Origin of the sequence: Nonomuraea aurantiaca, from assembly GCF_020215705.1 — a bacterium.
Taxonomy (GTDB): domain Bacteria; phylum Actinomycetota; class Actinomycetes; order Streptosporangiales; family Streptosporangiaceae; genus Nonomuraea; species Nonomuraea aurantiaca.
The window spans coordinates 107,580-133,113 of the sequence record NZ_JAIWNB010000004.1; the positions used below are offsets into that span (position 1 = coordinate 107,580).

The window sequence follows — 25,534 nt, forward strand, 5'->3', positions numbered from 1 at the left end:
CGTGGTGCCGGTCCAGGCATCCACCCAGGGGAGCAGCCGCATGCGCTGGCAGGTCCACTCGGAAGAACCGCTCTACACTGACCGCTGGCTCGACGTCCGCGTGGCCGATGTGGAACTGCCAGACGGACGGCATCTTGATCATCGGCTCATCCGCACCGCGCCCGGAGCCGGTGCAGTCGTCACTGACGAGCGGAACCGCGTACTGCTCATCTGGCGGCACCGCTTCATCACCGACACCTGGGGTTGGGAGATCCCGATCGGCAAGATCGAGGAGGGCGAGGAACCGATCGCCGCCGCCGCCCGCGAGGTCGAAGAAGAGACCGGCTGGCGACCTGGCTCCTTGTCGCCACTGCTCTACACCCAGCCGACCAACGGCATCTCCGACTCCGAGCACCACATCTTCCGCGCCGACAGCGCCCAGCACATCGGGCCGCCCACCGAAGGATGGGAGGCGGAGCGCATCGAATGGGTCCCCCTGACGGACATCCGCCGCCTGATCGACAAGCGCGACATCATCAGCGGCACCAGCATGAACGCTCTGCTCTACGTCCTCGCGGGGGTGTAGCGACTCGCGGCTGTGGTGCCGCCAGCCCTCACCGCTTCGCGGTTCTTCTGGTGCTCTGATGGCGCCAGAAGCGCTCAGGCCACGCAGGTCCTGCGCTACTTGCATGTCGGTCTTTCACGGGAAGTCCCGCCTCGCGCCTTCGTTATATGCCCATAGGCGAGGATGCATATGGGGTAGCCCTCAAAACGCGATCGTCTCGATTGCATCACTACTCGTCATCCCACGTCGCAGCCTATTCGCATATTGGCGATACTTGCAGCATGGATACAATGGAGCCACTCCCAAGCCTACTAGAACCCGATTGGGAGACGGCCGAAACAATCCTCTACCAAGGGAGGGGGCGCATTATAGAAATGGATGTTCCCTGCGAAGTAACTGTTGATCTACAATGGCTACCTCGCCATGAAGTCCGCCTCCTTCTGTCATCGACCGTAGACGCTCCAGTTAATTAGCTGCACCTAAACAAGCATAAGCCATTTCATGTCCATCTTGACAACCTAGCTGGACCGAATAACTTGGTCGAAGCTTATCATCGCAAGTCATCTTGGGACAAGGCGACGGCATGGCTTGCAGAAAGAACCCTAACCGGAGACGCAGCCGCTCCCATTAAATTGGTTTCGGGATCCCTCGTAAACTTCATCGAGGCCAATGGATCTCCCCTCAAAGGGGCAATAGAGGGCGTTGAGTGGGATTGGCTCGGCCGGAACAGATGGGTCGTTGAGGGCTGGGAAATCATTCTCGATGCCCATCCAGGAGCAGGCTCCACCCTCAGGCGCATTCGTGACAATGGAGGATATTCCCGCACACACGCTCTACGCATATCTACGGTCGACGGGGCGCAGTTCATGGCGGTCGATGCTGAAGCGGCGATGGAAGCAATACATCTCGCGCTTGGATTCCTTGCCGGACGCTTTACCGCTCCCCAATTCGAAGGCATCCGAGCAAACGGGGAAAGAGCATGGCAAGAATGGGCTACCCCTAAAGTGGATCAGCTCACCCATGGACATCAAGAGCTGTGGAGTGGACATAGAGGACAGTCGATCGAACTCATGGCCGCCCCTCTCATCAAAGCCTTCCTGAATGCCGCCCGTCGCCCTACTCTGGCGTTTCTCATTCAGGCCCACCTTGGAGCGAATGGTTCTGCTCTATTGGAGCAACGGCTCCTGCTAGCCTTCGCGGCAATAGAGCACTTAGCCTGGATCAGGCTAGTACATGAGCAGGGAAAGAATCCACAGAAGATCGATAGCAAGGGCGCTGAATGGCGAATTCGAAGGATGCTGACAGATTTCCAGATTCCTACGACACCCCCAGCCCACCTACCAACGCTGAAGGCATATGCTGCCACTACAAATATGGATTCCGCAAAAGCGGTGACAGAACTTCGCCATGCTCTAACACATCCCAAAGACCCACACGCCTTGTATGCTCAAGTGGGACTTCTGAGAGAGGCATGGCTGCTGACCTCGCACTGGCTCAGCCTTCTGATCCTTGCGTGGGTTGACTATCGCGGAGAGGTCATCGATACGTCAGATCTTAACCGATGGGGAAGCGATACTATAACGACCCCCTGGTGACAAAGTCAGAACGTTCTGCCATATACGCACTGGGCCGTTCACGCTGAGTGGCTTTCACGTTCACTGGCCAGCCGGGGGATTTTCGCTTCCAATCGTTCGGCCTTCGCCAAGAACAGCTTGTTGCTGATCTTCTCACCTATGGACCTGCGGGCCCGTGTGAGCCCCATCAGTCGTCCAGGCCGCGGGCGCTGAGGGCCTCGCCCAGCGCGTCCGCGTGCCGCAACGCGCTCACCACCAGCGGCACGGCGAAGGCCCGCACGCTCCACTCCACTCCCCTGGCGCGCTGGGCCTCCCGTACGCGGGTCGCCAGGTCCGCCATGACCGGCACGCTGCGGATCGTGAGGGACAGCAGCAACGACAGCCGGAACGGATCCAGCCCCACCCACCGCGCCGGCGACAGGCAGCGCTCCAGGAACGCCATCATGGCCTCCGTCCGCGTCGTCAGCGTGACCAGCCCGGCCAGGGCGACGGCCAGGACGACCCGGGACACCGAGGTGATCGCCGACGGCAGGTCCGCGAACACCACCTGCATGGCGAACAGCGCCACCGCGAACCAGCGGACCGGCCGCACCTGCGCCCAGGCCGCCGCCACACCCACCCCCGAGACGGCGAACAGCACCCCCACCACCAGCGCGGCGACCGCCATCGACACCGGCGCGCGCAGCAGGACGAGCACCGTGCAGCACGCCGCCAGGCCCGCGAGCTTGGCCCCCGCGGGCAGGCGGTGCAGCGGCGAGCCGCCTGGGACGTAGGCGCCGGTGAGCCCGTTCACGACATGAGCTTCCGGTAGTGGCCGATGGCCGCCGGCGGCGGGGCGTCGGCCACGATCCGTCCCTCGTCCATCACCAGCAGGCGGTCGAAGTCCGCCAGCAGCGCCAGATCGTGGCTGATCACGACCACCTGCTGCGGCAGTTCGCGCAGCACGTCGGCGACCAGCCGGGAGTGGCGCAGGTCCAGCAGGGTCGTGGGCTCGTCCATGACGAGGATCTCGGGTTCGAGCACCAGGACCGAGCAGAGGGCGAGCAGCTGTTTCTGGCCGCCGGACAGCTGGTGGGCGGGGTGGTCGGCGTGGCCCGCCAGGCCGTACCTGTCCAGCACGTCCGTGACCCGGCGCTGGACCTCCTCGCGCGGCAGTTTGTGCCGGCGCAGGGAGAACGCGACGTCCTCGGCCACAGTCGGCATCACGATCTGCGCGTCCGGGTCGGTGAACAGGAACCCGACGCGCCGCCTGATCCTGGCCGCGTGGCGGCGGGTGTCGTCGCCGAGGACGGTGACGGTGCCGGAAGTCGGCAGGACCAGGCCGTTCAGCAGCCGGGCCAGCGTGCTCTTGCCCGACCCGTTGGCCCCGATCACGCCGATCCGCCGCTCGGGCAGGCGGGCCGTGACGCCGCACAGCACCTCACGCTGCCCGAGCCGGACCCGCACGTCGTCCAGCTCGATCACCCGCACCACCTACGCATCTCACCCTCAACCGGCTTGCTCATCGGCTCACACCACGCACGCACTTGACCCGCTCGCTCATTGGGCTCACACCACCTCGAACAGGGCGGCGACGCCGAGGCCGCCCCCGACCGCCGCCGTCGCCAGCCCCAGCGTCCCCGCCGGCGCGCCCGACCGCACGAGCCGGGTGAACAGCCGGGTGACCACGACGGCTCCGGTGGCCCCCCACGGATGGCCGAGCGCCAGCGCGCCGCCGTCGGCGCAGACCCGGTGCCGGTCGGTGCCGAGCGGGTCGAGCCCGAGCGCGTCGGTGACGGCCAGCGTCTGTGCCGCGAACGCCTCCACGATCTCCACCGCCGCGATCTGTTCCATGCTGACTCCGGTACGGCCGAGCAGCCGTCGTACGGCGGGCACCGGACCCCAGCCGGGCAGGGCGGGATCACAGCCGACGACGGCCCCGCCCCGCAGCCGGAGGCCCGGCAGCCCGGCCCCGGCGCGCAGGCGTTCCGTGGTGAGGGCGACCGCCGCCGCCCCGTCGCTGACCGGCGAGGAGTTCCCGGCCGTCACCGACCCTCCGGGGACGAACGCCGCGGGCAGCCGCGCCATCGACTCCGGCCGCAACACCCGGGGCCGCTGGTCCTCCGTCCGCCCCTTGACCTCGACGATCTCCGCCGCGAACCGTCCCGCCTCCCGCGCGGCCACCGCCTTGGCATTGCTCGCACGCGCGTAGTCGTCCTGGCGGGCCCGATCCACGCCGCGCGCCGCGGCGAGCGCCTCGGCCGCGGCGCCCATGTCCGGGTCCGGGTGGCCGGCCGGGGTGAAGGGCGCCCGCTCGTACGGCACGGCGGGGCTGCCCCGGTGCGCCCGCAACGGCGCGGTGGAGGCGCTCTCGACCCCACCGGCGATGACCAGCTCCATCTCCTCGCTGGTCACGGCCTGACCCGCCATCAGGATCGCGGCCAGCCCGCTGCCGCACTGCCGATCCACCGTGGCGCCGGGAACGGCCGCGCCCAGCCCCGCCCCCAGCGCCGACACGCGAGCCAGGTTCCCGCCCGGACCCATGCAGTTGCCGAGCACCACGTCCTCGATCGGCACGCCGAGGCCGGCGACGTCACGGGCCAGCGCCTCGATGACGGGCGAGGCCAGCATGTCGGCGGTCACCTCCTTGAAGGCGTGCCCGGCGGTCCCGATCGCCGTACGGCGCGCGGCCACGATGACCGGCGCGAGGTCCGGCCGCATCAGGTGAGCCGCCACAGGTCAGGGTCGCCGCCGGCCAGGCGGGCGGTGAGGAGGCCGCGGGCCGGCTTGCCCGCCGAGGTGCGGGGCAGGCTGTCCACCGCGTACCAGCGGCGGGGCCGCTGCGCCGCGGCCAGCCCGCCGCGGGCCACGGCCTCGAGCGAGGCCCGCGAGGGCGGCGTCCCGGCTCCCACCTCGACGATCGCCGTGACCACCGCGCCCAGGTCCGGGTGCGGCGAGCCGACCACCACGACGTCGCCCACCCCCCGCACGCTCCTGAGCACCTCTTCGACGTCCTCCGGTACGACCGTGGCGCCGCCGGTCTGAATCGCGCCGTCCCCTCGGCCGCGCAGCCGCAGGACCTCACCCGGCAGGTACGGTTCCGCCACATCGCCCACACTCATCCACCCGTCGCCGTCCACCCGCAGCGGGCCCGCCGCGCCGGCCAGATAGCCCTCGGCCAGCCAGGGCGACCGCGCCCACACCTCGCCGAGCCTCTGGCCCGGCAGGGTCCTGACCTGGAGTTCGACACCCGGAAAAGGGCGCAGCCCCGCGCCGTCGGCGTCGGCGGCCACGAAGGACAGCTCGGTGGCGCCGTAGTAGGACACCACCCGTACGCCGGCGCCCGCCGCCCGCTCCCGCGGCCCGGCCGGCAGCGCCGCCCCGCCGATCACGACGGTCCGCAGCGGAGCGCCCTCCTCCAGTGCGTCCAGTACGGCCGGCAGGCAGTGCGGCACCAGGTGGGCCACGGTCGCCCGGCCGAGATGGTCGCCCAGGGAGCCGGGCGACCAGCGGCCCGGCACCAGGGCCGTGGCGCCGACGGCCAGCGCGTGCACGGCCGCGAAGCCGTACAGGGACGAGCCCAGGGGTCCGGGCACCAGGACGACGTCGGCGGGCCCGATCCCGGCCAGCTCGCTCACCCACGGGAAGGACGCGGTCCAGGACGCGCGCGTGCGGACCACGGCCCGGGGACGGCCGGTGCTCCCGGAGCTGAAACACGCCCAGGCCCGATCGCCGGCCTCCGGCTGCGGCCACGCCGCCGCGCGTGGGCTCACCTCTAGGGATCCCGTGCCTGCCTCGGCGGCTGACTGGTCCTCGCCGGGGAGGCTGTCGAGGTGACGGTCCGCGGGGATCGCGGCCCGTACGCGTTCGTCCCAGGTGGGGTCGCACAGCAGCGGCGTACCCCCTGCCAGGTCCGTCGCCAGTGCGGCGATGAGCTGGTCCACCGGGTCGGCCAGGCTGATCGCGACCAGCGCCCCGCGAGCCGGTCCCGACGCGACCAGCGCCTCACGGCCCAGCCTCGGCTCGGCCGGTGCCCCGCCGCCCGCTCCCGGCGTGGCCAGGTGCGCCGCGGTGTCACGGATCCGCCGGGCGAGGTCGGCGTAGCTCAGTTCGCCCGCCGGGCCGCACACCGCGAGACGGTGCGGGTGGTCGGAAGCGTGGCGCAGTACCTGTGCGGCGACCGGCATGACCGGTTCAGCCCTCCTTGCTGGCGCGGAGCCGTTCGCGATGCACGGCCGGGACCGCGTCAGGGTATGCCCGTTGAGTACCTTTCGTCACAATCGCGGCGAGCACCGCCTTGATCAGGTCACCGGGCAGGAACAACGTGGCGCTGAGCAGCACCGTCCGGCCCAGCGGGACGCCGGTGACCGCCGCCTGCACGGGCAGGCCGACCAGGTAGATCACCCCGATGCCACCGACCACACAGGCCACCGCCAGCCGTACGATGCCCGGGTGATGGCCGCCGCGCTCGACGATCCAGCCGGTCACGGCCGCGCCGGGCAGCCAGCCGATCAGGTATCCGGCCGACGCCCCCGCGAACACGCCCAGCCCGCCCCGCCCCCCGGCCAGCAACGGCAGGCCCGCGGCCACCAGCACGAGCAGTACGGCGACGGCCAGGGCGGCCCGCCACGAGCCCAGGATCGTACCCGCCAGCATGACGCCGAACGTCTGCAGCGTGATAGGGACCGTGTTGCCGAACAGGTTCAGGGTGCCCGGCAGGCCGAGCGCGGCGATCAGCGCCGCGAAGACGCTGATCCGGGCGATGTCGCCGGTGGGGAAACCCTTTCCCCCGGTGAGCCTCGGCATGTCGCCGCCTCCACTTCTCGTAGGTGCTTCTCATAGACGTCTCGTAGGTGAGGATCCGATCACACACCACAACGTCCCGGGACACGCATGGAGGGATGCCACAACATTCGCCCGCGAGCGTCGTCACCGCTCAACTTGAGTAGGGGCCTACTCTCGCCAACGGGCCGGCCCGAGCGCACGATCCGCCCATGACGTGGTTCCGTTGGCGCCCCGAAGAACGGGCGACCGCTCCATCCTGACGAGCGCCAACCTCACTCACGCCAACTTCAACCTCGCCGACCTGACCAAAGCCAAGCTGGACAATGCCGACCTGACCGACGCCGTCTTTCTCTCCGCGGACCTGAGGGGAGCCATCCTGACGGGCGCCACCTTGAGAGGCGCCGATTTCGACAACGCTGACCTGACCGGCGCCATAGGGTTACCGCCCACCGCCCAGCTCAAGAAGATCGTCCACTGGGACCCCCAGACGAAGTGGCCGTGACCCCTCCTGCGCCACCCCAAACAAACCAGTAGCGATCACCGCACTCCCGTCGAATACGCTGCTACGAGATCATCAACCAGGAAGGCAGCCCCTCATGCCGCAGCGGGTAGCACCCGGACTCATCTCTTGGGCGAGCGACATCGAGCCGGACGCCATCGAACAAGCCGCCCGCGCCGCTCGCCTGCCCTTCGTCCCCAGCCACGTCGCGCTGATGCCGGACGCCCACGTCGGGATGGGCGCCACCGTCGGCTCCGTCATCCCGACCCAGGGCGCCATCATCCCCTCGGCCGTGGGCGTGGACATCGGCTGCGGCATGGTCGCCACCGAAACCGACCTGACCGCCGCCGACCTGCCCGACACCCTGGCCGCGCTCATGCCGCTCATCGAGCAGCGCATCCCGGCCGGCGTCGGCCAGGGCCATGACGACCCGTCCACCGACGCCTCGCTCAACGCGATCGGCACACCCGGCACCTCACTGACGGGCAAGCAGGAGCACACGGTCATCGCGCAGTTCGGGACGCTCGGCTCCGGCAACCACTTCGTCGAAGTCTGCCTGGACGAGCGCGACCACGTGTGGACGGTGCTGCACTCCGGCTCGCGCGGCATCGGCAACCAGCTCGCCACCATGCACATCAGCCAGGCGAAGAAGCTGATGAAGCAGTGGTTCATCGAGCTGGACGACCCGGACCTGGCCTACCTCGTGCAGGGCACACCGCAGTTCACCGCCTACATCGAGGACATGCTGTGGGCCCAGCGCTACGCCATGGCCTCACGCGCCCGCATGGCCGAGGTGCTGGTCGCCTCCCTGTTCCAGGTCGTCGGCCACGGTGCCGCGCTGCGCACGATCAACGCCCATCACAACTTCACCCAGATGGAACGCCACCACGGCCGTGACATGTGGATCACCCGAAAGGGAGCGATCAAGGCGGCCAGCGGCGACGAGGGAATCATCCCCGGCTCCATGGGCACCCGCTCCTACATCGTGACCGGCCTGGGCAGCACCGCTTCCTACAACTCCTGCTCCCATGGTGCGGGACGGCGCATGTCCCGCACCGAGGCACGCAAGAAGCTCACCGCCGCCTCGCTCGCCGAGGCGATGGGCAACCGCGTCTGGAACGCCGACCGCGCCGGGGCGCTGGTGGACGAGCACCCGGAAGCGTACAAGTCGATCGACCAGGTCATGGAAGACCAGAAGGACCTGGTCACCGTGCAACACACGCTGCGCCAGATCTTCAACTACAAGGGCTGATCCCGTTCCTCGACGCCCGCCACTCGGGGGTGTCGGGGATCATGCGGTTTTTCGAGCATGGAGGTGATCCGCTGGAGCGCCGCGTGATTCGCCGGCACCTGTACGACCATCACCAGGTCGGGGCGCTCGACCAAGCGGGCCTGGAACATCTCCAGTTCGATCCGCCCGGCCTCGGGGTGATCGAGTTCGATCGTCGCGGGTCTGAAGGAGCGGATCGGGTATTCGTTCCACCATTCCCGGAACTCCGAACTCGCCGCGGTCAACCCGGCCACGATGTCGGCGAACCGTGGGTCGTCCGGACGCTGCCCCGCCATGGCCCGGAATTGGCTGAGAACGGCCCGCGCCGCCGGCTCCCATCGGGTCATGCGGGCCCGGTTCTCCTCGTCGGTGAACATCATCCACACCAGGTTTCGCCGATCGGCGGGTAACCTGTCTGGATCGTGGCGGACTAGCGCGTACGCCCGGTTCCACGCCAGGTAGTCGAAATGGCCGTCATAAATGGATGCAATGTTCGGAGCCACGGCGTCGACCAAGCGTCGCAGTCGCGGACGTACGTCATCGGAGGGGGTTTCCCGGTCCGGGGCGGCGAGACCGGCGAGGTACCGAAGGTGCCGGTGGTGGTCCGGGCCGAGCAGGAGCGCGCGGGCCAGCGCGTCGATCACCTGGGCCGACGTGGAGATGTTCCGGCCCTGCTCCAGCCAGGTGTACCAGGTGACACCGACGCCGGACAACTCGGCGATCTCTTCGCGCCGGAGGCCGGCGGTCCGGCGTCGCCCCGGTATGCCGTCTTCCGGCAGCCCCACGTCTCCCGGCCGCAGCCGGGCTCGCCGGGCGCGCAGAAAGGCACCCAGCTCGGCGCGCCGCGCCGCCTGTCCGTTGTCGTGGCCGCTTTCCACACAGCTCCCGTGGACGGTGAACCGACCGGCAGGTTAGCAGTATCTGTACCAGGATCGGCCGCCTCTTCGTCGTTAGCCTGATCATTGTCACTGTCGGGCGAAGGAGGGCATATGGCACAGCAGAAGGGGCCGGTGCTGGTGATCGGGGCCACCGGCCAGCAGGGTGGCGCGGCCGCGCGCCAGCTGCTCGATCGTGGCTGGGAGGTGCGCGCCCTGGTACGGAATCCCGGCTCGCCGGGCGCTGAAACGCTGCAGGCGGCGGGAGCCACCCTCGTCACCGGCGACCTGGACGACGCGGCGTCGCTTCGGGCGGCGATGGACGGCGCGTACGGCGTCTTCCTGGTGCTGACCATGCTCACCGGGCCCAAGGTGACCCCTGAAGGAGTGATCGCCGAGGAACGGCGCGGCAAGGCGGTGGCGGAGATCGCCAAGGAGTCCGGCATCGGGCATCTCGTCTACAGCTCGATCAGCGGCGCCGGCCTGGTGAGCGGCATCCCTTACTACGACAGCAAGGCCCGCATCGAGGAACGCGTCGACTCGCTCGGGCTGCCGGCCACCGTGCTGCGGCCTGTCATGTTCATGGAGAACTTCACCTCCCTCACCCGCCCGGTCGTGGACGGCGACGAGCTGGTGGTCAACCTCGCTGTACGGCCGGAGACGCGGGTACGGCTGATCGCGACGCAGGACATCGGGGCTTTCGCCGCGATCGCGTTCGACCGGCCCGGCGAGTTCATCGACCGGAAACTCGAGATCGCCGGGGACTGCCTGTCCGCTCAGGCGATCGCCGAGGCCTTCGGCCGGGCCGGCGGCCTGCCCAGCCGCTTCCATCAGGTGCCCATCGAGCAGGTGCGGGCCTTCGACGAGCAGGTGGCCGGGATGTTCGCCTGGCTCGGCGACCGCGACGACAACGAACCCGACTTCCCGGCGCTGCGGGCCGCCCACCCGGGCCTGATGACGCTGGAGAACTGGCTGGAGGCAACCGGATGGAAGCCATGAACGATGCGAACCCGACCGATGGACTGCTGCTCGGGCCTGGCGCCGGACACCGGATCCAGACCGCCAGCATGACGGTCAAGCTGGGTGCGGAGCGGTCGGCCGGCTGGTCCATGTTCGAGGCGGACGTCGCACCGGGATTCGACGTCGGGGCGCATCTGCATCATGCGGCCGAGGAGGTCTTCTACATCCTCGACGGGGAGCTCGACCTGCTCGCCTTCCATCCACGCGAGAAGGCCGACGGCGACTGGCGGACGTGGGAGTCGGGCACCGGCACGCCGGTGTTCAGAGGCGGTCCGGGGAGCGTCATGTTCGTACCCGCCGGCTGCCCGCACGCCTTCTTCAACCCCGGCCCCAAACCTGCGCGAATGCTCTTCCTCGTCTCCCCGTCCGGCCACGAGCACTACCTCCGCGAACTCGCCGAGCTGCTGGCCGCCACCCAGCCACCCGATCAGGAGGCGATCGCGGCCCTGCGGGCCCGCCACGACATTCACCAGCTGACCTCCCTCATGAACCGCCCCTTGACGTAGCGGTAGACCACGGCCCGGCCATCGGATGGCCCTGCTGCTGGCCCACTCCGTGGGAACGCAGGTGGTGACGTTCGTGCTGCGGCCGACCATGTCGTACGGGGCGATCGAGCTGCACGTTTCAGCGGCGTGGCTGGGCGTGCTGGGCGCCAGCTTCGCCGTCGCGCCGCTCGTCCTGGCCATCCCCGCCGGTCAGGCTGCCGACCGGTACGGCGAACGGCGCATGGCCGTGGCGGGCGCGATCCTGCTCACGGCCGCCTGCGCCGCCTTCCTCGCGTTCGGCCACACGATCCCCGGGCTGATCGCCGGCGGCGTCCTGCTCGGCACCGGGCATCTCGGCTGTGTCATCGCCCAGCAGGCGCTGGTGGCCAACGTGACCGAGCGCGGCCGCCACGACACCGCCTTCGGGCACTACACGTTCACCGCCTCGCTCGGGCAGGCCGCGGGCCCCCTCCTGATCATCGTGTTCGGCGGCGCCCTGGCCATCCCGGACACCGGCCGGATCTACCTGTGGACCTGCGGGCTCGCCACCGTGCTCGTCGTACTGTCGGCACTGCTGACCGGCAGCCCGCGGGCCACCGCGCGGGCCGGCGGCGAGGCGACGGGCGTGCGCTCGCTGCTGCGGCTGCCGGGTCTCGCGCACGCGCTCGTGACCAGCTGCGTGGTGCTGGCCGCGGTCGACATCACGCTCGTCTACCTGCCGGCGCTGGGCACTGAGCAAGGGCTCGCTTCGGGTGTGGTGGGCGTCCTGCTGGCGGTCCGCGGCGTGGCCTCCATGGGGTCACGCCGCTGCCGATGCCGCTGTGGCTGCTGGCCTGCGTGCTGCTCGTCCTGGGGTTCGGGCTGGGGGTGGGACAGCCGATGACCATGTCGTGGCTCGCCGAGTCGGCGCCCGCCGGTCTGCGGGGGCGGGCGATGTCGCTCCGGCTGGCGGGCAACCGTACCGGGCAGATCCTCATCCCGGGCGCGGCCGGGCTGGTGGCGGCGGGCGCGGGAGCCGCTGGAGTACTCCTGATCACCGCGCTGGGCCTCGGCTGGGCGGGCGTGGCCGCCCGCCGCCTGCCCGTCGACTCCTGACCGGCGCCCCGCACCTGGCCGGCGGGCGGGCCACACCGCCGCGCCGCCGCGCCGCCTAGAATTCGCAACCGTGGCAGGCAGTGTTTTCAGGCAGCTCACCGGAGTGCTGGCCGGGCTGGTCACCGGAGCCGCCGCCCTCGCCCTGTGGACCTTCGCCTGGCCGTACCGGAGCAGGTGGGCGCCGGGGATGGTGGCGCTCGAACGGGCCCGGCTGGCCGCCTGGTTCGGGCAGGAGACCGACGGGGCCGCGTCCGGTCACGGCTATCTCGCGCTGCGTGCCCTGGTCGGCGTGTTCGGCGGCTATCTCGCGCTGGCGCTGCTGTTCCTGGCCCTGCTGTTCCTGGGCGGCAGCATGTGGGTGCTGTTCTCCGGCGACTACGCGCCGGTGGCGCTGGACCTGCCGGGCATCAAGCTGTCGATGCACAGCTGGGCGGTCGGCCTGGCCTGCGGGGTGCTGATGCTGGCCCTGGGCGCGTTCTGGTGCCGCCTGCTGGTGGCGACCGAGCGGCGGCTGGCCGTACGCTTCCTCGGTCCCGGGCCGCAGGAGCTGATGCGGCGGCGCATCGCCGAGCTGACCGTCAGCCGGTCCGGCATCGTGCGGGTGGTCGACGACGAGCGGCGCAGGATCGAGCGGGACCTGCACGACGGCGTGCAGCAGCGCGGCGTGGCCCTGGCCATGCTGCTCGGGCGGGCCCGGCACAGCCCCGCCGGAGCGGCCGAGCTGGTGGACCAGGCCTACGCCGAGTCCCGGCAACTGCTCGACGAGCTGCGCAGCGTGGCGTGGCGGATCTACCCGACCGCGCTCGACGAGCTGGGCCTGCGCACGGCGCTGGCCGGTGTCGCCGAACGTTCGTGCGTGCCGGTGACCGTCGACTACGGGCTGGCCGGGCGGCCCGTCTCGGAGGTGGAGACCGCCCTGTACTTCGTGGCCAGGGAGGCGATCACCAACGCGGTCAAGCACGCGCGGGCGCGGGACATCCGGGTCGCCTTGAGCGAGGACGAGCGGTCGGTACGCGTGGTCATCTCCGACGACGGCCGGGGCGGCGCCGACCCGGCGGGCGGCGGACTGTCGGGGCTGGCCAGGCGGGTGATGGCGCTCGACGGCCGGTTCGAGGTCGACAGCCCGCCCGGCGGCGGCACCAGGGTCTGCGCGACCCTGCCGAAGGGGGCGCCGTGCGGCTGATCCTCGCCGACGACGCCGTACTGCTGCGTGAGGGCCTGATCAGGCTGCTGGAGGAGGCCGGGCACGAGGTCGTGGCCGCGATAGGCGACGCGGAGTCCCTGATCGAGGCGGTCGCCGAACACCGGCCGGAGGTCGCGGTGGTCGACGTCCGGATGCCGCCCACCCACTCCGACGAGGGGCTGCGCGCGGCACTGGAGATCCGCGCGCGCTGGCCCGCGGTGGGTGTGCTGGTCCTGTCGCAGTACGTGGAGAAGACGTACGCGGCCAAACTGCTCTCCGAGGCCACCGAGGGCATGGGCTATCTGCTGAAGGACCGGGTGTCGGAGGTGGCGCACTTCCTGGGCTCCCTGGAGCGGATCCGCGCGGGCGGGACCGTCATCGACCCGGAAGTGGTCAGGCAGCTGCTCGCCCGCACCACCCGCGTGGACCCGCTGCGTACGCTCAGCGAACGCGAGTCGCAGGTGCTGCGGCAACTCGCCGAGGGCTTCACCAACGCCGGGATCGCCACGAACCTCCACGTCTCCCTGAGCACGGTGGAGAAGCACGTCAACGCCATCTTCGACAAGCTCGACCTGCCCGTGACCCCCGCCTACAGCAGACGGGTGCTGGCCATCCTGCGCCACCTCGACGGCTGAGGCGAGGGCGGTCATCGTCACCTCGAGGGTCAGAGCCGGGCGGCGCGCGACTCCAGATAGCGCTGCTCGGGGAGGCTGAGCGTGCGGCGGGCGGCCAGCTCGTACTGGGTGCGCGCCGCCTCCCGCTCGCCCGCGAGGTCGAGCAGATGCGCGCGTACGGCCAGCACCCGGTGATGGCCGGCGAGCGCGGGATCGGTCTCCGCCTTCGCCAGCCCCTCCAGCCCGGCGAGCGGCCCGTGGACCATGGCGACGGCGACGATCCGGTTGAGCGTGACCATAGGCCCCGGCGCGATGCCGTCGAGCAGGTCGTACAGGGCGAGGATCTGCCGCCAGTCGGTGTCCTCGGCCCGCGGCGCCTCGTCGTGCACGGCCGCGATCGCCGCCTGCACCTGGTAGGGGCCGAGCGGCGCGGCGGCCAGCGTCCTGGTGATCAGCTGGACGCCTTCGTCGATGGCCTCGGCGTCCCATTTGCCGCGGTCCTGCTCGGCCAGCGGCACCAGCCCGCCGTCGGGCCGGGTACGGGCCGGGCGGCGGGCGTCGGTGAGCAGCATCAGGGCGAGCAGCGCGGCCACCTCGCCGTCGCCGGGCAGGCGGTCGTGGAGCTGCCGGGTCAGGCGGATGGCCTCGCTGGACAGCTCCACGCGGTGCAACGTGCCGCCGGAGCTGGCGGTGTAGCCCTCGTTGAAGATCAGGTACAGCACCTGCAGCACCGCGGCCATCCGCTCGGCCTGCTCGGCCTCCGGAGGCAGCGTGAACTCGGCGCCGCTGCTCTTGATGCGCTGCTTGGCGCGGCTGATGCGCTGCGCCACCGTCGGCTCGGGCACCAGCAGCGCGCGGGCGATCTCGGCGGTGGTCAGCCCGCCCACGGCGCGTAGCGTCAGCGCCACCTGGGAGACCGTGGTGAGCGCGGGATGGCAGCAGAGCAGCAGCAGCGTGAGCGTGTCGTCCACGGCGGGCGCCGGATCCGGCTCCGGCGGCGCCAGCGCGGCGGCGGACTCCTCCCTGCGCCGCCGGGCGGACTCGCTGCGCCACAGCTCGATCCGCCTGCGGGCCGCCACAGTGATCAGCCAGCCCTTGGGATTGGCGGGCACGCCCTCCTCGGGCCACTGGAGGGCGGCCGCCAGCAGGGCCTCCTGCACGGCGTCCTCGCACAGGTCGAAGTCGCCGTAGCGCCGGACGACCGCGCCGAGGACCTGCGGCGCCAGCTCTCTCAGCAGCCCTTCCAAAGTTTTCCCCTCGAAAAGTGTCGAATTCGGCCGCCCGGGTTCTACGTCCCCCATGACGGAAGGAAACCATCATGTTCGAGAACACCAGAGCCTTCAGCGGCTTCTCCACCGACGACATCCCAGCCGCCAAGCGGTTCTACGGCGAGACGCTCGGCCTGCGCGTCTCCGAGGAGCACGGGATCCTCACGCTGCACATCGCGGGCGACCGCGACACGATCGTCTACCCGAAGAAGGATCACACACCGGCGAGGTTCACCATACTGAACTTCCCGGTCAGCGACATCGACAAGGCGGTGGACGAGCTGGTGGCGCGCGGGGTCGTCTTCGAGCGGCTGGAGGGCACCGACGACAAGGGCGTCAACCGCGTGAGCGGCCCGCTGATCGCCTGGTTCAAGGACCCGGCGGGCAACTGGCTGTCGGTGATCCAGCTGGACTGAGCTCACGAACCGTTCAGGTACGCCAGTACGGCCGGCACCCGGCGATGACCGCCGTCGGCCTGAGGCAGGCCGAGCTTGGCGACAGAACCAGCACCGGCAGGCCGGGGTGCGCGCGCCGGATCGCCAGCGCGGCGCGGATGCCCGCGTCGCGGAAGGACGGGCCTCGTGCCGGGCATGGTCCTGGCTGGCTGCCAGTGCGTCGGCGTAGAAGCCATCCACGCGGCGCAGGCGTGCGCCAAGAGATTCGATGACGTCGGTCTTGGCCTTGGGCGAGAAGTCAGGCACGAACACGGTGGCGGGCAGGCCCGTTTCGCGCGCCGCCCAGGCCACGGCGGCCCCGTGGTTGCCTCCCGACGCGCAGGAAACGCCAGCGGTCGGGGCGCCGCGTTCCGTGGCGCGCAGGAGGGCCAGCGCGTTGGATGCGCCGCGGACTTTGAAGGAGCCGGTGTGCTGGAGGAATTCCAGCTTCAAATTGACGGGGATGGGCACGTCCAGTTCCCCGGCCGCCACCTGTATCACGGGTGTGCGGCGCACTACGTTGCGGATCCGTCTGGCTGCACACGCGATGTCGTTCGAGGAGGGGACGTTGACGGGCTGTGCATTCATGGGCGGTGTCCAAGGGAGCCGGAAGACCTCTGAGAGAGGATGGACATGTCGGTCGTATCGTCAGGCGTGGCACGCGACGAGGTGACCGTGTTGGGCAGGTCGGCCGAGGCGGATACGCTCATGCGTTCAAGAGGCCCGCGCGCACGTCCGTGGCCGCGCACACATCGCCCGGCTCGAGCACGCCTGGGTGCGCGCCGCGGCTACGCTGCCCGGCTTCGACAAGGGATACCAGCTCCTGGAGATCGGTCCCCTGAGCAGTGAGGCGGCGAACCGGCTGCTCGACCAGCAACCGACGCCACCCACCGGCCGAACCCGCGTACGAATCCTTCAGCAGGCAGCCGGAAATCCGTTGGCCCTGGTCGAACTCGCCCGCGCCACCGCCACCCGGCAGTCCGACGGCAGCAGCGTGGAGGGCCCGCTGCCCGTCACCGACCGATTGGAGCGGATCTTTGCGGAACACGCGAAGTTCCTGCCGGAGGCAACCCGCCGGCCCCTGCTGCTTCTCGCGGCCGCTGATGCCACGGACGCGCCGACGGCCTCTCGGGGCCTGCCTGAGACTGACGACAGGGCGTGGGCACCCGCGGAGCGGGCCGGTCTCGTACGCCAGGACGGCCCTCAGATCTCCTTCCGCCACCCGCTCATCCGCTCGGCCATCTACCATGCCGCGTCCTTCGAGGAACGCAGGCAAGCACATCTCGCTCTCGCGGAGCTGCTGAGCGAGGAACCCGACCGCCGAGCCTGGCACCTCGCCGCCGCGACCATGCGTCCCGACGAAGACGTGTCGGCTGCTCTGCAGGAGACGGCCGACCGGGCCCGGCGCCGGGGCGGCTACGCGGCCGCTGCCGCTGCTCTGCAACGCGCCGCGGAACTGAGCCCGCGCCGCGAGAAGCAGGCGAGACTGCTGAGCGAAGCCGCCACCATGGCCGTCTTCACCGGTCAGCTCGGCTGGGTGGAACACCTGGCCGCCGAGGTCCGGGGGCGCAGTGACGACCCGGCCCTGATCGGCAGGGCCTCGCTGGCCACCGGGCAGCTCATGACCCTGCGCCCGAACCACGCGGCGGCCTTCGCCCTGCTGACCCATATCGCCGACGAGGCGGCAGCCGCCCACTCGCCCCGCGTGCTCGACGCGCTCGCCGCGGCGGCGGTGGTCCGCTACTACTCGGGCGAGGAGTCCCAGCAACAGCGGATCGAGGACCTGCTGCCCGCCATACAGGACTCCAGCGTCGGGGGCGCCCTGCGCGCCTGGGTGCTGGCCGTCTCCGACCCCAACGGCGCGGGAGCCTCTCTCGCCCCTGCGCTTCCTGGGCTGATCGCCGAGGCCAAGGACGACGCCGGCAGTCTGACCGCGCTCGCCATCGTGGCCTGGCTCCTGGACCGGACCGCCCTCGCCGCCCGGACCTTCGACGCGGCGTTCGGCCGGTGGCAGGCCCGGGGTTCGCTGCCGGAGGGCCTGGGATGTGCCGCCGGCTGGGCCTACCTGGAGCAGGGCCGGTGGGCCGAGGCCCGCTCGGTGGCCGCCGAGATCGCGGGCGTGGCGTCGACGGCTGGACTGGACCACGCCGAGGCGTGTGCGCGCGCTCTCGACGCGACGGTTCTCGCGCTGCTTGGCGAGTCGGCCGACGCGCGTCGGATGGCCGAGCAGGCGCTGGCCCTCGTCGACCCGCTGGAAAGCCGCTCCGTCGCGGTCTTCGCGCATCGTGCCCTGGGCCTGGCGGCGGTGGCCGAGGGCGACTACGACACCGCGTATGCGCGATTCCGCTCCGCTTTCACCGACGGCGGCGATCCGGTGCACTACCACGTCTCCTACATGGTCCTCGCCGAACTCGCCGCGGCGGCCGTCCGCCGGGGGCGACAGCAGGAGGCCGCCGAACTGCTGGAACGGTCGGCGCTGCGCTTGGGTGGAGGCATGTCGGCACGGATCACCGCACTGCTCGACCGAGGGCGCGCCTTGCTCGCCGAACCGGAGCACGCGGAACCGTACTTCCAGGCGGCACTGGCCGACGAAATGGGCGAGCAGCGGCCGTTCGAGCGGGCTCAGACACGGCTCGACTACGGTGAGTGGCTCAGGAGGCAGCGTCGTATCGCCGAGGCCCGCCCACTGCTGACCACGGCACTCGACACCTTCCAACGGCTCGGCGCGCAACCATGGATCGAGCGGGCGAAGGCCGAACTGCGCGCTGCGGGCATCGAGGCCGCCGACAGCGTGGTGCCCAGTGCCTTCACTGAACTCAGTCCCCAGCAGCAGCAGATCGTCCAGCTCGCCGCTCGCGGCCTGACGAACCGTGAGATCGGAGAGAGACTCTTCCTCTCGCCGCGCACGGTCGGCTCCCACCTATACCGGGTCTTCCCCAAACTGGGCATCACCGCCCGGTCACAGCTCCGCAACGTGGTCGAAGGCACCCTGTCCGGCTTGGGCGCGCAGATCTGAGACGGCGTCCGCTGCTCCACGCGTACCGGCCCGCAGGCTGTCCGGCATGCCAGCGAACCCACCGAAGCTTTCCACCGCCTTGGTGACCGCCCATACGCCCCCGAGTGATGGGCTGCGTCTCGATCGCCCAGGTCAGGGTGGTGCTCTGGGCCTGCTGGGCGGACGACTGGGAACCGCAGGCGGCCAGGGTGAGCATGAGCACGACCAGGGTCCGCTTCATGAGCGGCCGTCCCAGGCCTCGGCCAGCAGCTCGTAGGAGCGTACGCGGTCGGCGTGGTCGTGGGTGATGGTCGTGACCAGCAGTTCGTCGGCGCCCGTCACCCGCCGCAGCACGCGCAGCCGCTCGGCGACGGCCTCGGGCGTGCCGACGAACCGCGTGTCGATCCGGTCCTTCACCAGCGCCAGGTCCTCGGCACTCCAGACGTGCGCGTCGGCTTCCTCGGGTGTCGGGTACGTCCTGGCGCCCGCCCCGGTCCTGATGCTGCGTACCCACAGCCCGTACGGCTTGGCCAGCTCCCGCGCGGTCTCGTCGTCATCGGCCACGACGACGTCGGCCGAGACGATCACGTAGGGCTCGGCCAGGGCCTTCGACGGCTTGAACGCCTTCCGGTAGCCCTCGACGGCTTCCAGGACGCTGGAGGGGCTGACGTGGTAGTTGGCCGCGAACGGCAGCCCGCGTTCGCCCGCCACCTGGGCGCTCTGGCCGCCGCTGCTGCCGAGGATCCACAGCTCCACCTCCGCCCCCTCGCCGGGAACAGCGTGCGCTTGGTGGTCGCCGTTCAGGAACGAGATGACGTCGTCGATCTGCGCGGCGAAGTCGGGCGTCTGAGCGCCGGGCTGCTGGAGCAGCGAGGCGTGGAAGGCCAGCTGCGGGTGGGCGGCGAGCCTGGACCAGTCGAACGGCGGCGGAATGAGCAGCCCGTCGACGACCCGTCCCGCCGCCGCCACGCTGAGCGGGGGCTTCGCCGGAGCGGCCGCGGCGGCGAGTTCGGCGCGGCGTTGGCCGGAGCGGCCGATGCCGAGGTCGATCCGGCCCGGATACAGCGCGTCGATCAGCCCGAACTGCTCCACCACCGACAGCGGCGTCTGGTGCCCGAGCTGCACGGCTCCCGATCCGACCCTGATCCCGCCGGTGGCCGCCGCCACCAGGCCGATGAGCACGGCCGGAGCCGAGCTGGCCACGCCTGGGGCGAAATGGTGCTCGGCCACCCAGTAGCGGCGATAGCCGAACGACTCGGCCCGCCGGGCCAGGTCGATGGTGTTGAGCAGCGCGTCACGCGCGGTGCCGCCGGAGGGGATGGGGGCGAGGTCGAGGATGGACAGCGTCACGCGGCACCTCCGGGGAACGGCCTGCTGGGGATCTCCTGGCGCAGTACGGGCGCGATCTCCGCCTGGAACAGCTCCAGCGCGTCCCTGTGCTGCTTGGGCGTGAGCCCGTCGGCGTCGGCGTGCAGGTGCATGACCTCATGCCCGAACCGCTGGTGATAGCGCAGCACCTTGTCGATGATCTGCTGCGGGCTGCCGACCAGGATCGAGCTGCGTTCGATGGCGTCCTCCAGCGTGGCGAAGACCGGCTCGATCCCGAGCTTGGCGAACAGCGCCAGCCGGGCGTCGAAGATCGGCCGGTAGGTCTCGATCGCCTCCTGCGAGGTCCGGGCCGCGTAGTAGCCGGCCGTCCCCGCCCCGACCAGCGCGTCGGCCGGGTCGTGCCCGTAGCGGACCCACTGTTTTCGGTAGTAGTCGATCAGGTCGGCGTACGGCTCGATGGGGTTGGTGACGTTCGCGGAGAACAGCGGGTCGCCGTAGTAGGCGGCCAGGTCCACCGACTCCTTGCTGGTGGCGCTGCCGTGCCAGACCCTGATCGGCCGCTGGAGCGGCCGGGGCCAGGTCTCGGCCTCGGTCAGCGCGGGACGGAACCGGCCCGCCCAGGTGACCTTGTCCTCCCGCCAGAGGCGCCGGAACAGGTCGTACCCCTCGCGGTTGCGGTCCCACTGGTCCTCGGCGGTGACGTGGAAGAGCCGGGCCTGCGCCGCCCCGTTCCCCTTGCCGATGATCAGCTCCAGCCTGCCCTCCGAGAGGTGGTCGAGCGTGGCATAGTCCTCGAAGGCGCGTACGGGATCGAGCAGGCTCAGCGTGGTGACCGCGGTGAACAGCCGGATCCTGGACGTCTTGGCCGCGATGTGGCTCAGCACCACCGGTGGCGAGGAGGAGATGAACGGCCGCTCGTGCCGCTCCCCCACCCCGAACCCGTCGAAGCCCAGCTCCTCGGCCAGCACCGCGTTGTCGACGACCTCGCGGAACCGCTCGGTGTGCGACCGCTGGTCGTTATGGACGATTAACGTGATGGCCAGAAATTTCATGACACCTCCGCATAGCGGCTGGCCGGGCGCGGCAGGCCGAGCAGCCCGCGCAGCGTCATGGCCTCGTACGAGCGCCTGAACGCCCCGCGCCCGCGCAGCTCCGCCGTCAGCCCCCGGGTGATCGCCTCCAGGTCGTACGGCAGCGCGCCTGGACGCAGCCGGTACCCCTCGATCCCGGCCCGCCGCCACGTGAGCAGCAGCTCCGCCAGCTCCTCCGGGGTGCCGGTGAAGATCGCGGCGTCGGAGCGCAGCTCGGCCCCGTCGAGCCTGTCGAGCCGGGCCTTGCGCTCCGCCGCGTCGTCACCCAGGAACACGACCAGGTCGGCGAAGACCCGCAGCTCCGCCGACAGCTGCCTGACCTCCTCGACGATGGCGCGTGCCTGGTCGGCGGAGTGCGGCGTGACGTACACGATGTCGGCGCCGCCCGCGGCGAACTCGTACGGCAGGCGCGCGTGGGCGAGCGCCGTGACCACTGGCTGGCCCTGCGGCGACCGAGGCGTGATCGACGGCCCCCGCACCGAGAAGAACCGCCCGGCGAAGTCGATGTAGTGAAGCTTGTCCCGGTCGATGAAACGGCCGGTCGCCAGGTCGCGGATCTCCGCGTCGTCCTCCCAGCTGTCCCAGAGCCGCCGCACGACCTCGACCGCGTCGGCGGCCTCCGCGAACAGCGCTCGGACGTGCTCGTCATCGATCGAGAAAGACCCGTCCAGCCGGGGGAACGGGCGGCGCCCGAAATGCGCCGCCTCGGTGCTCCTGGCCGAGATCTGCGGCCGCCACCCGGCTCGCCCGCCGCTGACGTGGTCGAGTGTGGCGATGCCGATCGCCACGTGGAACGGCTCGGTGTGCGTGGTCGTGGCCGTCGGCACCAGCCCGATCCGGCTGGTGAGCGGCGCCAGCCGGGCGGCCAGCAGTACCGCATCGAAGCGCCCGCGCACCTGGTCGGCCCGACCGTCGGGCCCGTCCAGCAGCGTGGACTGGAGGCTGAGCGAGTCCTCGATCGTGACGAAGTCGAGCAGTCCCCGCTCGGCCTCGGCCACGAGCTCCGCCCAGTAGCGGGCCGAGAAGATCGCCTCAGGCCGCGCGGACGCCTCGCGCCAGGCGGCGGGATGCCAGCCGGCGCCGTCCAGCGCGACGGCGAGATGCAGGGTCACTAGGGCACCATCCTTCTGGTGGGCATCGTTACGGTGCTCGCTGTCATGACAGCTCCAGGTGCTCGCGCAGGGTGGTGCCGGTGTAGTCGGCACGGAAGGCACCGCGTTCCTGTAGCAGCGGCACCACGCGGTCCACGAACTCGTCGAGCCCGCCTGGCGTCAGATGCGGCACCAGGATGAACCCGTCCGCCGCGTCCGCCTGCACGTGCTCGTCGATCTGCCGGGCCACGCCCGCCGGGGTCCCGACGAACGTCTGCCGCCCGGTCACCTCGATCACCAGCTCGCGGATCGTCAGCTTCTTCTCCTCGGCCAGCGCCCGCCATTTCGCGGCCACCGCCGCCCGGTCGCCGAACGGCACCCGCCCCTGCGAGACGCCCTCCGACAGGTCGGGCTCGACGTCCGGCAGCGGCCCGTCCGGGTCGTAGGCCGACATGTCACGACCCCACACCTGCTCGATGAAGGCGGTCGCGGTCTGCGGGCCGACCTGCTGACGGCGGATGGCGGCCGCGTTCTCGGCGGCCTCCTCCTCGGTGTCGCCCAGCGCGTACGTGGCCGCGGGCATGATCTTCAACTGGTCCGGCTCGCGGTGGTAACGCGCCAGGCGGCTTTTGACGTCGGCGTAGAAGGCCCGGCCATCCTCCAGCGTGCCGTGGCGGCTGAAGATCACGTCGGCCGTGGCGGCGGCGAACTCCCTGCCCTCGTCGGAGTCCCCGGCCTGAATGATGACGGGATGCCCTTGCGGGCTGCGCGGCAGGGTGAACTCACCTTCGACGGCGAAATGCGGGCCCTCGTGGTGGACGGTCCCGATGGCGGCGGGGCGTACGAACTGGGCTCGGCTCTTGTCGGCGAGGTGCGCGCCCGGCTGCCAGGAGTCCCAGAGCTCGCGCGAGAGGCGGACGAACTCGGCGGCGCGGGTGTAGCGGTCGGCGCGGTCGAGGTAGCCGCCGCGCCGGAAGTTCTCGCCGGTGAAGGCGTCGGAGGTGGTCACCACGTTCCAGGCGGCCCGGCCGTCGCTGAGGTGGTCCAGCGTGGACAGGCGCCTGGCCAGTTCGTACGGCTCGTTGAAGGTGGCGTTGACGGTGCCCGCGAGCCCGAGGCGCTCGGTGACGGCGGCCAGCGCGCTCAGCACGGTGAGCGCCTCGGGGCGGCCGACCACGTCGAGGTCGTGGATGCGGCCTTTGAGCTCGCGCAGCCGCAGCCCTTCGGCCAGGAAGAAGAAGTCGAACTTGCCCCGCTCGGCCGTCCTGGCCAGATGGGCGAACGAGGCGAAGTCGATCTGGCTGCCGGAGCGGGGGTCGGCCCAGACCGTGGTGTTGTTCACGCCGGGGAAGTGGGCCGCGAGATGGATCCGCTTGCGCGTCACTGGTCGCGGAGGTTCGTGTGAGTGGAGTGGGACATCGCGCCTCCTTGAATGCCTACATAAAAAGTAGGAAAAGAGGGTTTTTATGTCAATGGCCACGAGGGAAGGCGGGGCCGGCAGGCGGCTTTATCCGGGCGCGGCCGCGACGGCTTCAGCCGGGTGGGGTCAGCAGGCCGCGCAGGACGCGGGTGAGCTCGGTCGCGTCGTCCGGCGACAGGCCGGCGGCCAGCCGATGGACGATGGTCCTGGATATGTGCAACTTTATTTGCGCAATTTTCCTTTCGCATCTATGGTGGAGCCATGGCCGCGCATGAGACCCGCCGGCTCAGCGATCTCGACGAGCTCAAGGCGTTCACGCACCCACTGCGGTTGAAGCTCTACCGGGCTCTGATCGTGGCGGACACGGCGACCGCCTCCCAGCTGGCCGACCAGGTCGACGAGGCCGTCTCCCTGGTCAGCTACCACCTGCGCAAACTCGCCGCGCACGGCCTCATCGAAGAGGCCGTGCCGCAGACCGGCGACGGCAGGGAGCGCTGGTGGCAGATCACCTCGCACCACGTCAGCGCCAGGGCACCGTCCCCGGAGGACGGCCCGGAGATCGTCGCCGCCCGCACCGCCTTGTCCCGCGTGGCCTCCCGAGTGCAAGACGAGATGTACCAGCGCTACCTCGACGAGCAGCCCGCATGGCCCGCCGAGTGGCGCGGCGCCGCGTTCGCCAGCGAATACCTGACCTCGCTCACCGCCGAGGAGCTGCGACTGGTCGGCCAGGAGCTCGACGCGGTCGTCGAGAAGTGGTGGGCGCGCGGCAAAGCCGCCGAGGCGGCGGGCGACACCGAGGGGCGCGAGCACGTCGCCCTGCAGTTCTTCGGATTCCCGTTCCGGGCCTGAGCGTCATGGCCCCCGAGACTGCCAGGAGGTCGGCACATGCACGCCGACATGTACCTCTACACCGAACGCCACAGAGCCGCCGAGTTACGGGCCGAGGCCACCAGGTGGCGCCTGCTCCGCGACCGCCGGCGCGAGCTCCCGCCCAGGTGGGCGGCCGGCGTGACGGCGCTCGGCTGGACCATGGTGTCGGCCGGCCTGCGCCTGATCAGCCTGCCCCAGCGGCCATCGGGCACCGTCCCGCGCTTCGGTGATCACCACTGATATCCTTATGGCGTAAGGGATTATCGCGTCCGTGGGGGGTTGTCAGGTGGTGGTCTTCGCCGGCCAGGGAGACGCGCGCCGCTCGATGGCCCTGCTGTGGCGCGCGACGGGGCCAGGGCCGCGCACCGGTCCGGGCCCCAAGCCGGGGCTGAGCGTGGACATGATCGTGGACGCCGCGATCGCGGTCGCCGACGAGCAGGGCATGGCGGCCCTGTCCATGCGCGCGGTGGGCGAACGCCTCGGCCGTACGGCGATGGCCCTCTACACGTACGTGCCCAGCAAGAGCGAGCTGATCGACCTGATGCACGACCGCGCCCTGGCCGAGTTGCCCACCGGCTACGACCTCGGACCGGGCTGGCAGGCGGCCGTGACGTCGTGGGCCGAGGACGTCCGGGCGTTCTACGTACGCCATCCGTGGGTGTTGCAGGTGTCGCAGGCGCGGCCGGTGCTGGGGCCCAACGAGTTCGCGATGATGGAGACGATGGTGGGCGTCCTGCGCGCGACGGGGCTGCGCGGCGGACCGCTGCGGGGTGTCGTCTCGCTGCTGACCGACTTCGTCCGGGGCGCGGCCAGGACGGTCGCGGAGTCACGGCAGGCGCCGGCGGCGACCGGGGTGTCCGACGAGGAGTGGTGGTACGCCCGGTCGGCCCTGCTCGAAGAGGTCGCCCCCGGTTTCGCCGAACGTTTCCCGATGGTCGCCTGGATCGAGACCGACGACCCGCCTCCCCCGCAGTCCGGGCAGGCCACGACATACCTGGAAGACAAGGCACGACCGGCCTTCGCCGCCGGGCTCACCGTGGTGCTCGACGGGATCGAGGCGGCCATCGCCCGCGCGGGCGTCAGACCAGCAGGCTGAGTTTCGGGTCGCCGCCG

26 protein-coding genes and 1 pseudogene are annotated in these 25,534 nt (G+C 70.6%); 15 read left to right on the forward strand and 12 right to left on the reverse strand.

What is annotated here, in order from left to right:
* Window positions 1-40: 40 nt before the first annotated feature.
* Together LDL49_RS12280 and LDL49_RS12285 are read left to right on the forward strand one after the other, a co-directional pair.
* Window positions 41-565: an NUDIX domain-containing protein gene (locus LDL49_RS12280; RefSeq protein ID WP_225291125.1), complete on the forward strand. Its 525-nt coding sequence runs from the start codon at window positions 41-43 to the stop codon at window positions 563-565.
* 515 nt (window positions 566-1,080) lie between these two features.
* Window positions 1,081-2,139 carry a YopA family protein gene (locus LDL49_RS12285; protein WP_225291126.1) on the forward strand — a complete coding sequence of 353 codons (1,059 nt, stop codon included), beginning with the start codon at window positions 1,081-1,083 and terminating at the stop codon, window positions 2,137-2,139.
* A gap of 166 nt (window positions 2,140-2,305) precedes the next feature.
* On the opposite strand, the gene LDL49_RS12290 is transcribed toward LDL49_RS12285, so the two are convergent.
* The 5 genes from LDL49_RS12290 to LDL49_RS12310 all read right to left on the reverse strand — a co-directional run bounded on the left by LDL49_RS12290 (window position 2,306) and on the right by LDL49_RS12310 (window position 6,903).
* A complete protein-coding gene (locus LDL49_RS12290; RefSeq protein WP_225291127.1) occupies window positions 2,306-2,911 on the reverse strand; it encodes an energy-coupling factor transporter transmembrane component T family protein in 606 nt (201 codons plus the stop codon).
* Window positions 2,908-3,582, reverse strand: a complete 675-nt coding sequence (locus tag LDL49_RS12295) for an energy-coupling factor ABC transporter ATP-binding protein (protein WP_225291128.1) — start codon at window positions 3,580-3,582, stop codon at window positions 2,908-2,910. The genes LDL49_RS12290 and LDL49_RS12295 overlap by 4 nt, the downstream gene beginning before the upstream one ends.
* An 84-nt stretch (window positions 3,583-3,666) precedes the next feature.
* Complete coding sequence (locus tag LDL49_RS12300; RefSeq protein WP_225291129.1) at window positions 3,667-4,818, reverse strand: thiolase family protein; 1,152 nt, start codon at window positions 4,816-4,818, stop codon at window positions 3,667-3,669.
* Complete coding sequence (locus tag LDL49_RS12305) at window positions 4,818-6,284, reverse strand: class I adenylate-forming enzyme family protein (RefSeq protein ID WP_225291130.1); 1,467 nt, start codon at window positions 6,282-6,284, stop codon at window positions 4,818-4,820. Before LDL49_RS12305 ends, LDL49_RS12300 begins: the two co-directional genes overlap by 1 nt.
* Before the next feature lie 7 nt (window positions 6,285-6,291).
* Window positions 6,292-6,903 (reverse strand): biotin transporter BioY, encoded by a 612-nt coding sequence (locus tag LDL49_RS12310; RefSeq protein WP_225291131.1) that lies wholly within the window; start codon window positions 6,901-6,903, stop codon window positions 6,292-6,294.
* Between the two features lie 202 nt (window positions 6,904-7,105).
* Here LDL49_RS12310 and LDL49_RS12315 point away from each other — a divergent pair, with 202 nt between their 5' ends.
* A complete protein-coding gene (locus LDL49_RS12315; RefSeq protein WP_225291132.1) occupies window positions 7,106-7,384 on the forward strand; it encodes a pentapeptide repeat-containing protein in 279 nt (92 codons plus the stop codon).
* Between the two features lie 94 nt (window positions 7,385-7,478).
* Window positions 7,479-8,633: an RtcB family protein gene (locus tag LDL49_RS12320; RefSeq protein WP_225291133.1), complete on the forward strand. Its 1,155-nt coding sequence runs from the start codon at window positions 7,479-7,481 to the stop codon at window positions 8,631-8,633.
* On the opposite strand, the gene LDL49_RS12325 is transcribed toward LDL49_RS12320, so the two are convergent.
* Window positions 8,621-9,529, reverse strand: coding sequence for a helix-turn-helix transcriptional regulator (locus tag LDL49_RS12325; protein ID WP_225291134.1), 909 nt, complete (start codon window positions 9,527-9,529; stop codon window positions 8,621-8,623). The two genes, LDL49_RS12320 and LDL49_RS12325, sit on opposite strands and share 13 nt — an antisense overlap.
* 111 nt (window positions 9,530-9,640) lie before the next feature.
* On the opposite strand from LDL49_RS12325, the gene LDL49_RS12330 reads away from it, so the two are divergent.
* The 6 genes from LDL49_RS12330 (at window position 9,641) to LDL49_RS12355 (ending at window position 13,944) form a co-directional block, all read left to right on the forward strand.
* Entirely contained in the window at window positions 9,641-10,525 is an 885-nt protein-coding gene (locus tag LDL49_RS12330) for an NmrA/HSCARG family protein (RefSeq protein WP_225291135.1), read from the forward strand.
* A complete protein-coding gene (locus LDL49_RS12335) occupies window positions 10,522-11,052 on the forward strand; it encodes a cupin domain-containing protein (RefSeq protein ID WP_225291136.1) in 531 nt (176 codons plus the stop codon). Before LDL49_RS12330 ends, LDL49_RS12335 begins: the two co-directional genes overlap by 4 nt.
* Window positions 11,053-11,077: 25 nt before the next feature.
* A complete protein-coding gene (locus tag LDL49_RS12340) occupies window positions 11,078-11,914 on the forward strand; it encodes an MFS transporter (protein ID WP_225291137.1) in 837 nt (278 codons plus the stop codon).
* Window positions 11,845-12,126: a hypothetical protein gene (locus LDL49_RS12345; RefSeq protein WP_225291138.1), complete on the forward strand. Its 282-nt coding sequence runs from the start codon at window positions 11,845-11,847 to the stop codon at window positions 12,124-12,126. Before LDL49_RS12340 ends, LDL49_RS12345 begins: the two co-directional genes overlap by 70 nt.
* Before the next feature lie 70 nt (window positions 12,127-12,196).
* Window positions 12,197-13,309, forward strand: a complete 1,113-nt coding sequence (locus LDL49_RS12350; protein ID WP_225291139.1) for a sensor histidine kinase — start codon at window positions 12,197-12,199, stop codon at window positions 13,307-13,309.
* Window positions 13,300-13,944 carry a response regulator gene (locus tag LDL49_RS12355; RefSeq protein WP_225291140.1) on the forward strand — a complete coding sequence of 215 codons (645 nt, stop codon included), beginning with the start codon at window positions 13,300-13,302 and terminating at the stop codon, window positions 13,942-13,944. Before LDL49_RS12350 ends, LDL49_RS12355 begins: the two co-directional genes overlap by 10 nt.
* Window positions 13,945-13,973: 29 nt before the next feature.
* Here the strand turns inward: LDL49_RS12355 and LDL49_RS12360 are convergent, their stop codons facing one another.
* Complete coding sequence (locus LDL49_RS12360) at window positions 13,974-15,224, reverse strand: RNA polymerase sigma factor (RefSeq protein WP_225291141.1); 1,251 nt, start codon at window positions 15,222-15,224, stop codon at window positions 13,974-13,976.
* 17 nt (window positions 15,225-15,241) lie between these two features.
* On the opposite strand from LDL49_RS12360, the gene LDL49_RS12365 reads away from it, so the two are divergent.
* Window positions 15,242-15,607, forward strand: a complete 366-nt coding sequence (locus LDL49_RS12365) for a VOC family protein (RefSeq protein ID WP_225291142.1) — start codon at window positions 15,242-15,244, stop codon at window positions 15,605-15,607.
* 177 nt (window positions 15,608-15,784) lie between these two features.
* Here the strand turns inward: LDL49_RS12365 and LDL49_RS59140 are convergent.
* A pseudogene (locus LDL49_RS59140) lies at window positions 15,785-16,213 on the reverse strand (pyridoxal-phosphate dependent enzyme); the annotation flags it as partial.
* A 187-nt stretch (window positions 16,214-16,400) separates the two neighbouring features.
* On the opposite strand from LDL49_RS59140, the gene LDL49_RS12380 reads away from it, so the two are divergent.
* Window positions 16,401-18,641 (forward strand): helix-turn-helix transcriptional regulator, encoded by a 2,241-nt coding sequence (locus LDL49_RS12380; RefSeq protein ID WP_225291143.1) that lies wholly within the window; start codon window positions 16,401-16,403, stop codon window positions 18,639-18,641.
* Window positions 18,642-18,857: 216 nt separating this feature from the next.
* Here the strand turns inward: LDL49_RS12380 and LDL49_RS12385 are convergent, their stop codons facing one another.
* From LDL49_RS12385 to LDL49_RS12400, 4 genes are read right to left on the reverse strand one after another with little or no spacing between them, the layout of a single operon-like run.
* The gene (locus tag LDL49_RS12385) at window positions 18,858-19,970 is read right to left on the reverse strand and encodes an LLM class flavin-dependent oxidoreductase (protein WP_225291144.1); all 1,113 of its coding nucleotides are present in this window, start codon (window positions 19,968-19,970) and stop codon (window positions 18,858-18,860) included.
* Entirely contained in the window at window positions 19,967-21,001 is a 1,035-nt protein-coding gene (locus LDL49_RS12390) for an LLM class flavin-dependent oxidoreductase (protein ID WP_225291145.1), read from the reverse strand. The genes LDL49_RS12385 and LDL49_RS12390 overlap by 4 nt, the downstream gene beginning before the upstream one ends.
* Window positions 20,998-22,152 (reverse strand): LLM class flavin-dependent oxidoreductase, encoded by a 1,155-nt coding sequence (locus tag LDL49_RS12395; RefSeq protein ID WP_225291146.1) that lies wholly within the window; start codon window positions 22,150-22,152, stop codon window positions 20,998-21,000. The genes LDL49_RS12390 and LDL49_RS12395 overlap by 4 nt, the downstream gene beginning before the upstream one ends.
* Before the next feature lie 43 nt (window positions 22,153-22,195).
* On the reverse strand, window positions 22,196-23,515 hold the full coding sequence (locus tag LDL49_RS12400) for an NtaA/DmoA family FMN-dependent monooxygenase (RefSeq protein WP_225291147.1): 1,320 nt from the start codon (window positions 23,513-23,515) through the stop codon (window positions 22,196-22,198).
* Between the two features lie 297 nt (window positions 23,516-23,812).
* Here LDL49_RS12400 and LDL49_RS12405 point away from each other — a divergent pair, with 297 nt between their 5' ends.
* From LDL49_RS12405 to LDL49_RS12415, 3 genes are read left to right on the forward strand one after another with little or no spacing between them, the layout of a single operon-like run.
* The gene (locus tag LDL49_RS12405; RefSeq protein ID WP_225291148.1) at window positions 23,813-24,400 is read left to right on the forward strand and encodes a winged helix-turn-helix domain-containing protein; all 588 of its coding nucleotides are present in this window, start codon (window positions 23,813-23,815) and stop codon (window positions 24,398-24,400) included.
* A gap of 36 nt (window positions 24,401-24,436) precedes the next feature.
* On the forward strand, window positions 24,437-24,661 hold the full coding sequence (locus LDL49_RS12410; RefSeq protein ID WP_225291149.1) for a hypothetical protein: 225 nt from the start codon (window positions 24,437-24,439) through the stop codon (window positions 24,659-24,661).
* Window positions 24,662-24,707: 46 nt separating this feature from the next.
* Window positions 24,708-25,517, forward strand: coding sequence for a TetR/AcrR family transcriptional regulator (locus tag LDL49_RS12415; protein WP_225291436.1), 810 nt, complete (start codon window positions 24,708-24,710; stop codon window positions 25,515-25,517).
* Window positions 25,518-25,534: the final 17 nt, after the last annotated feature.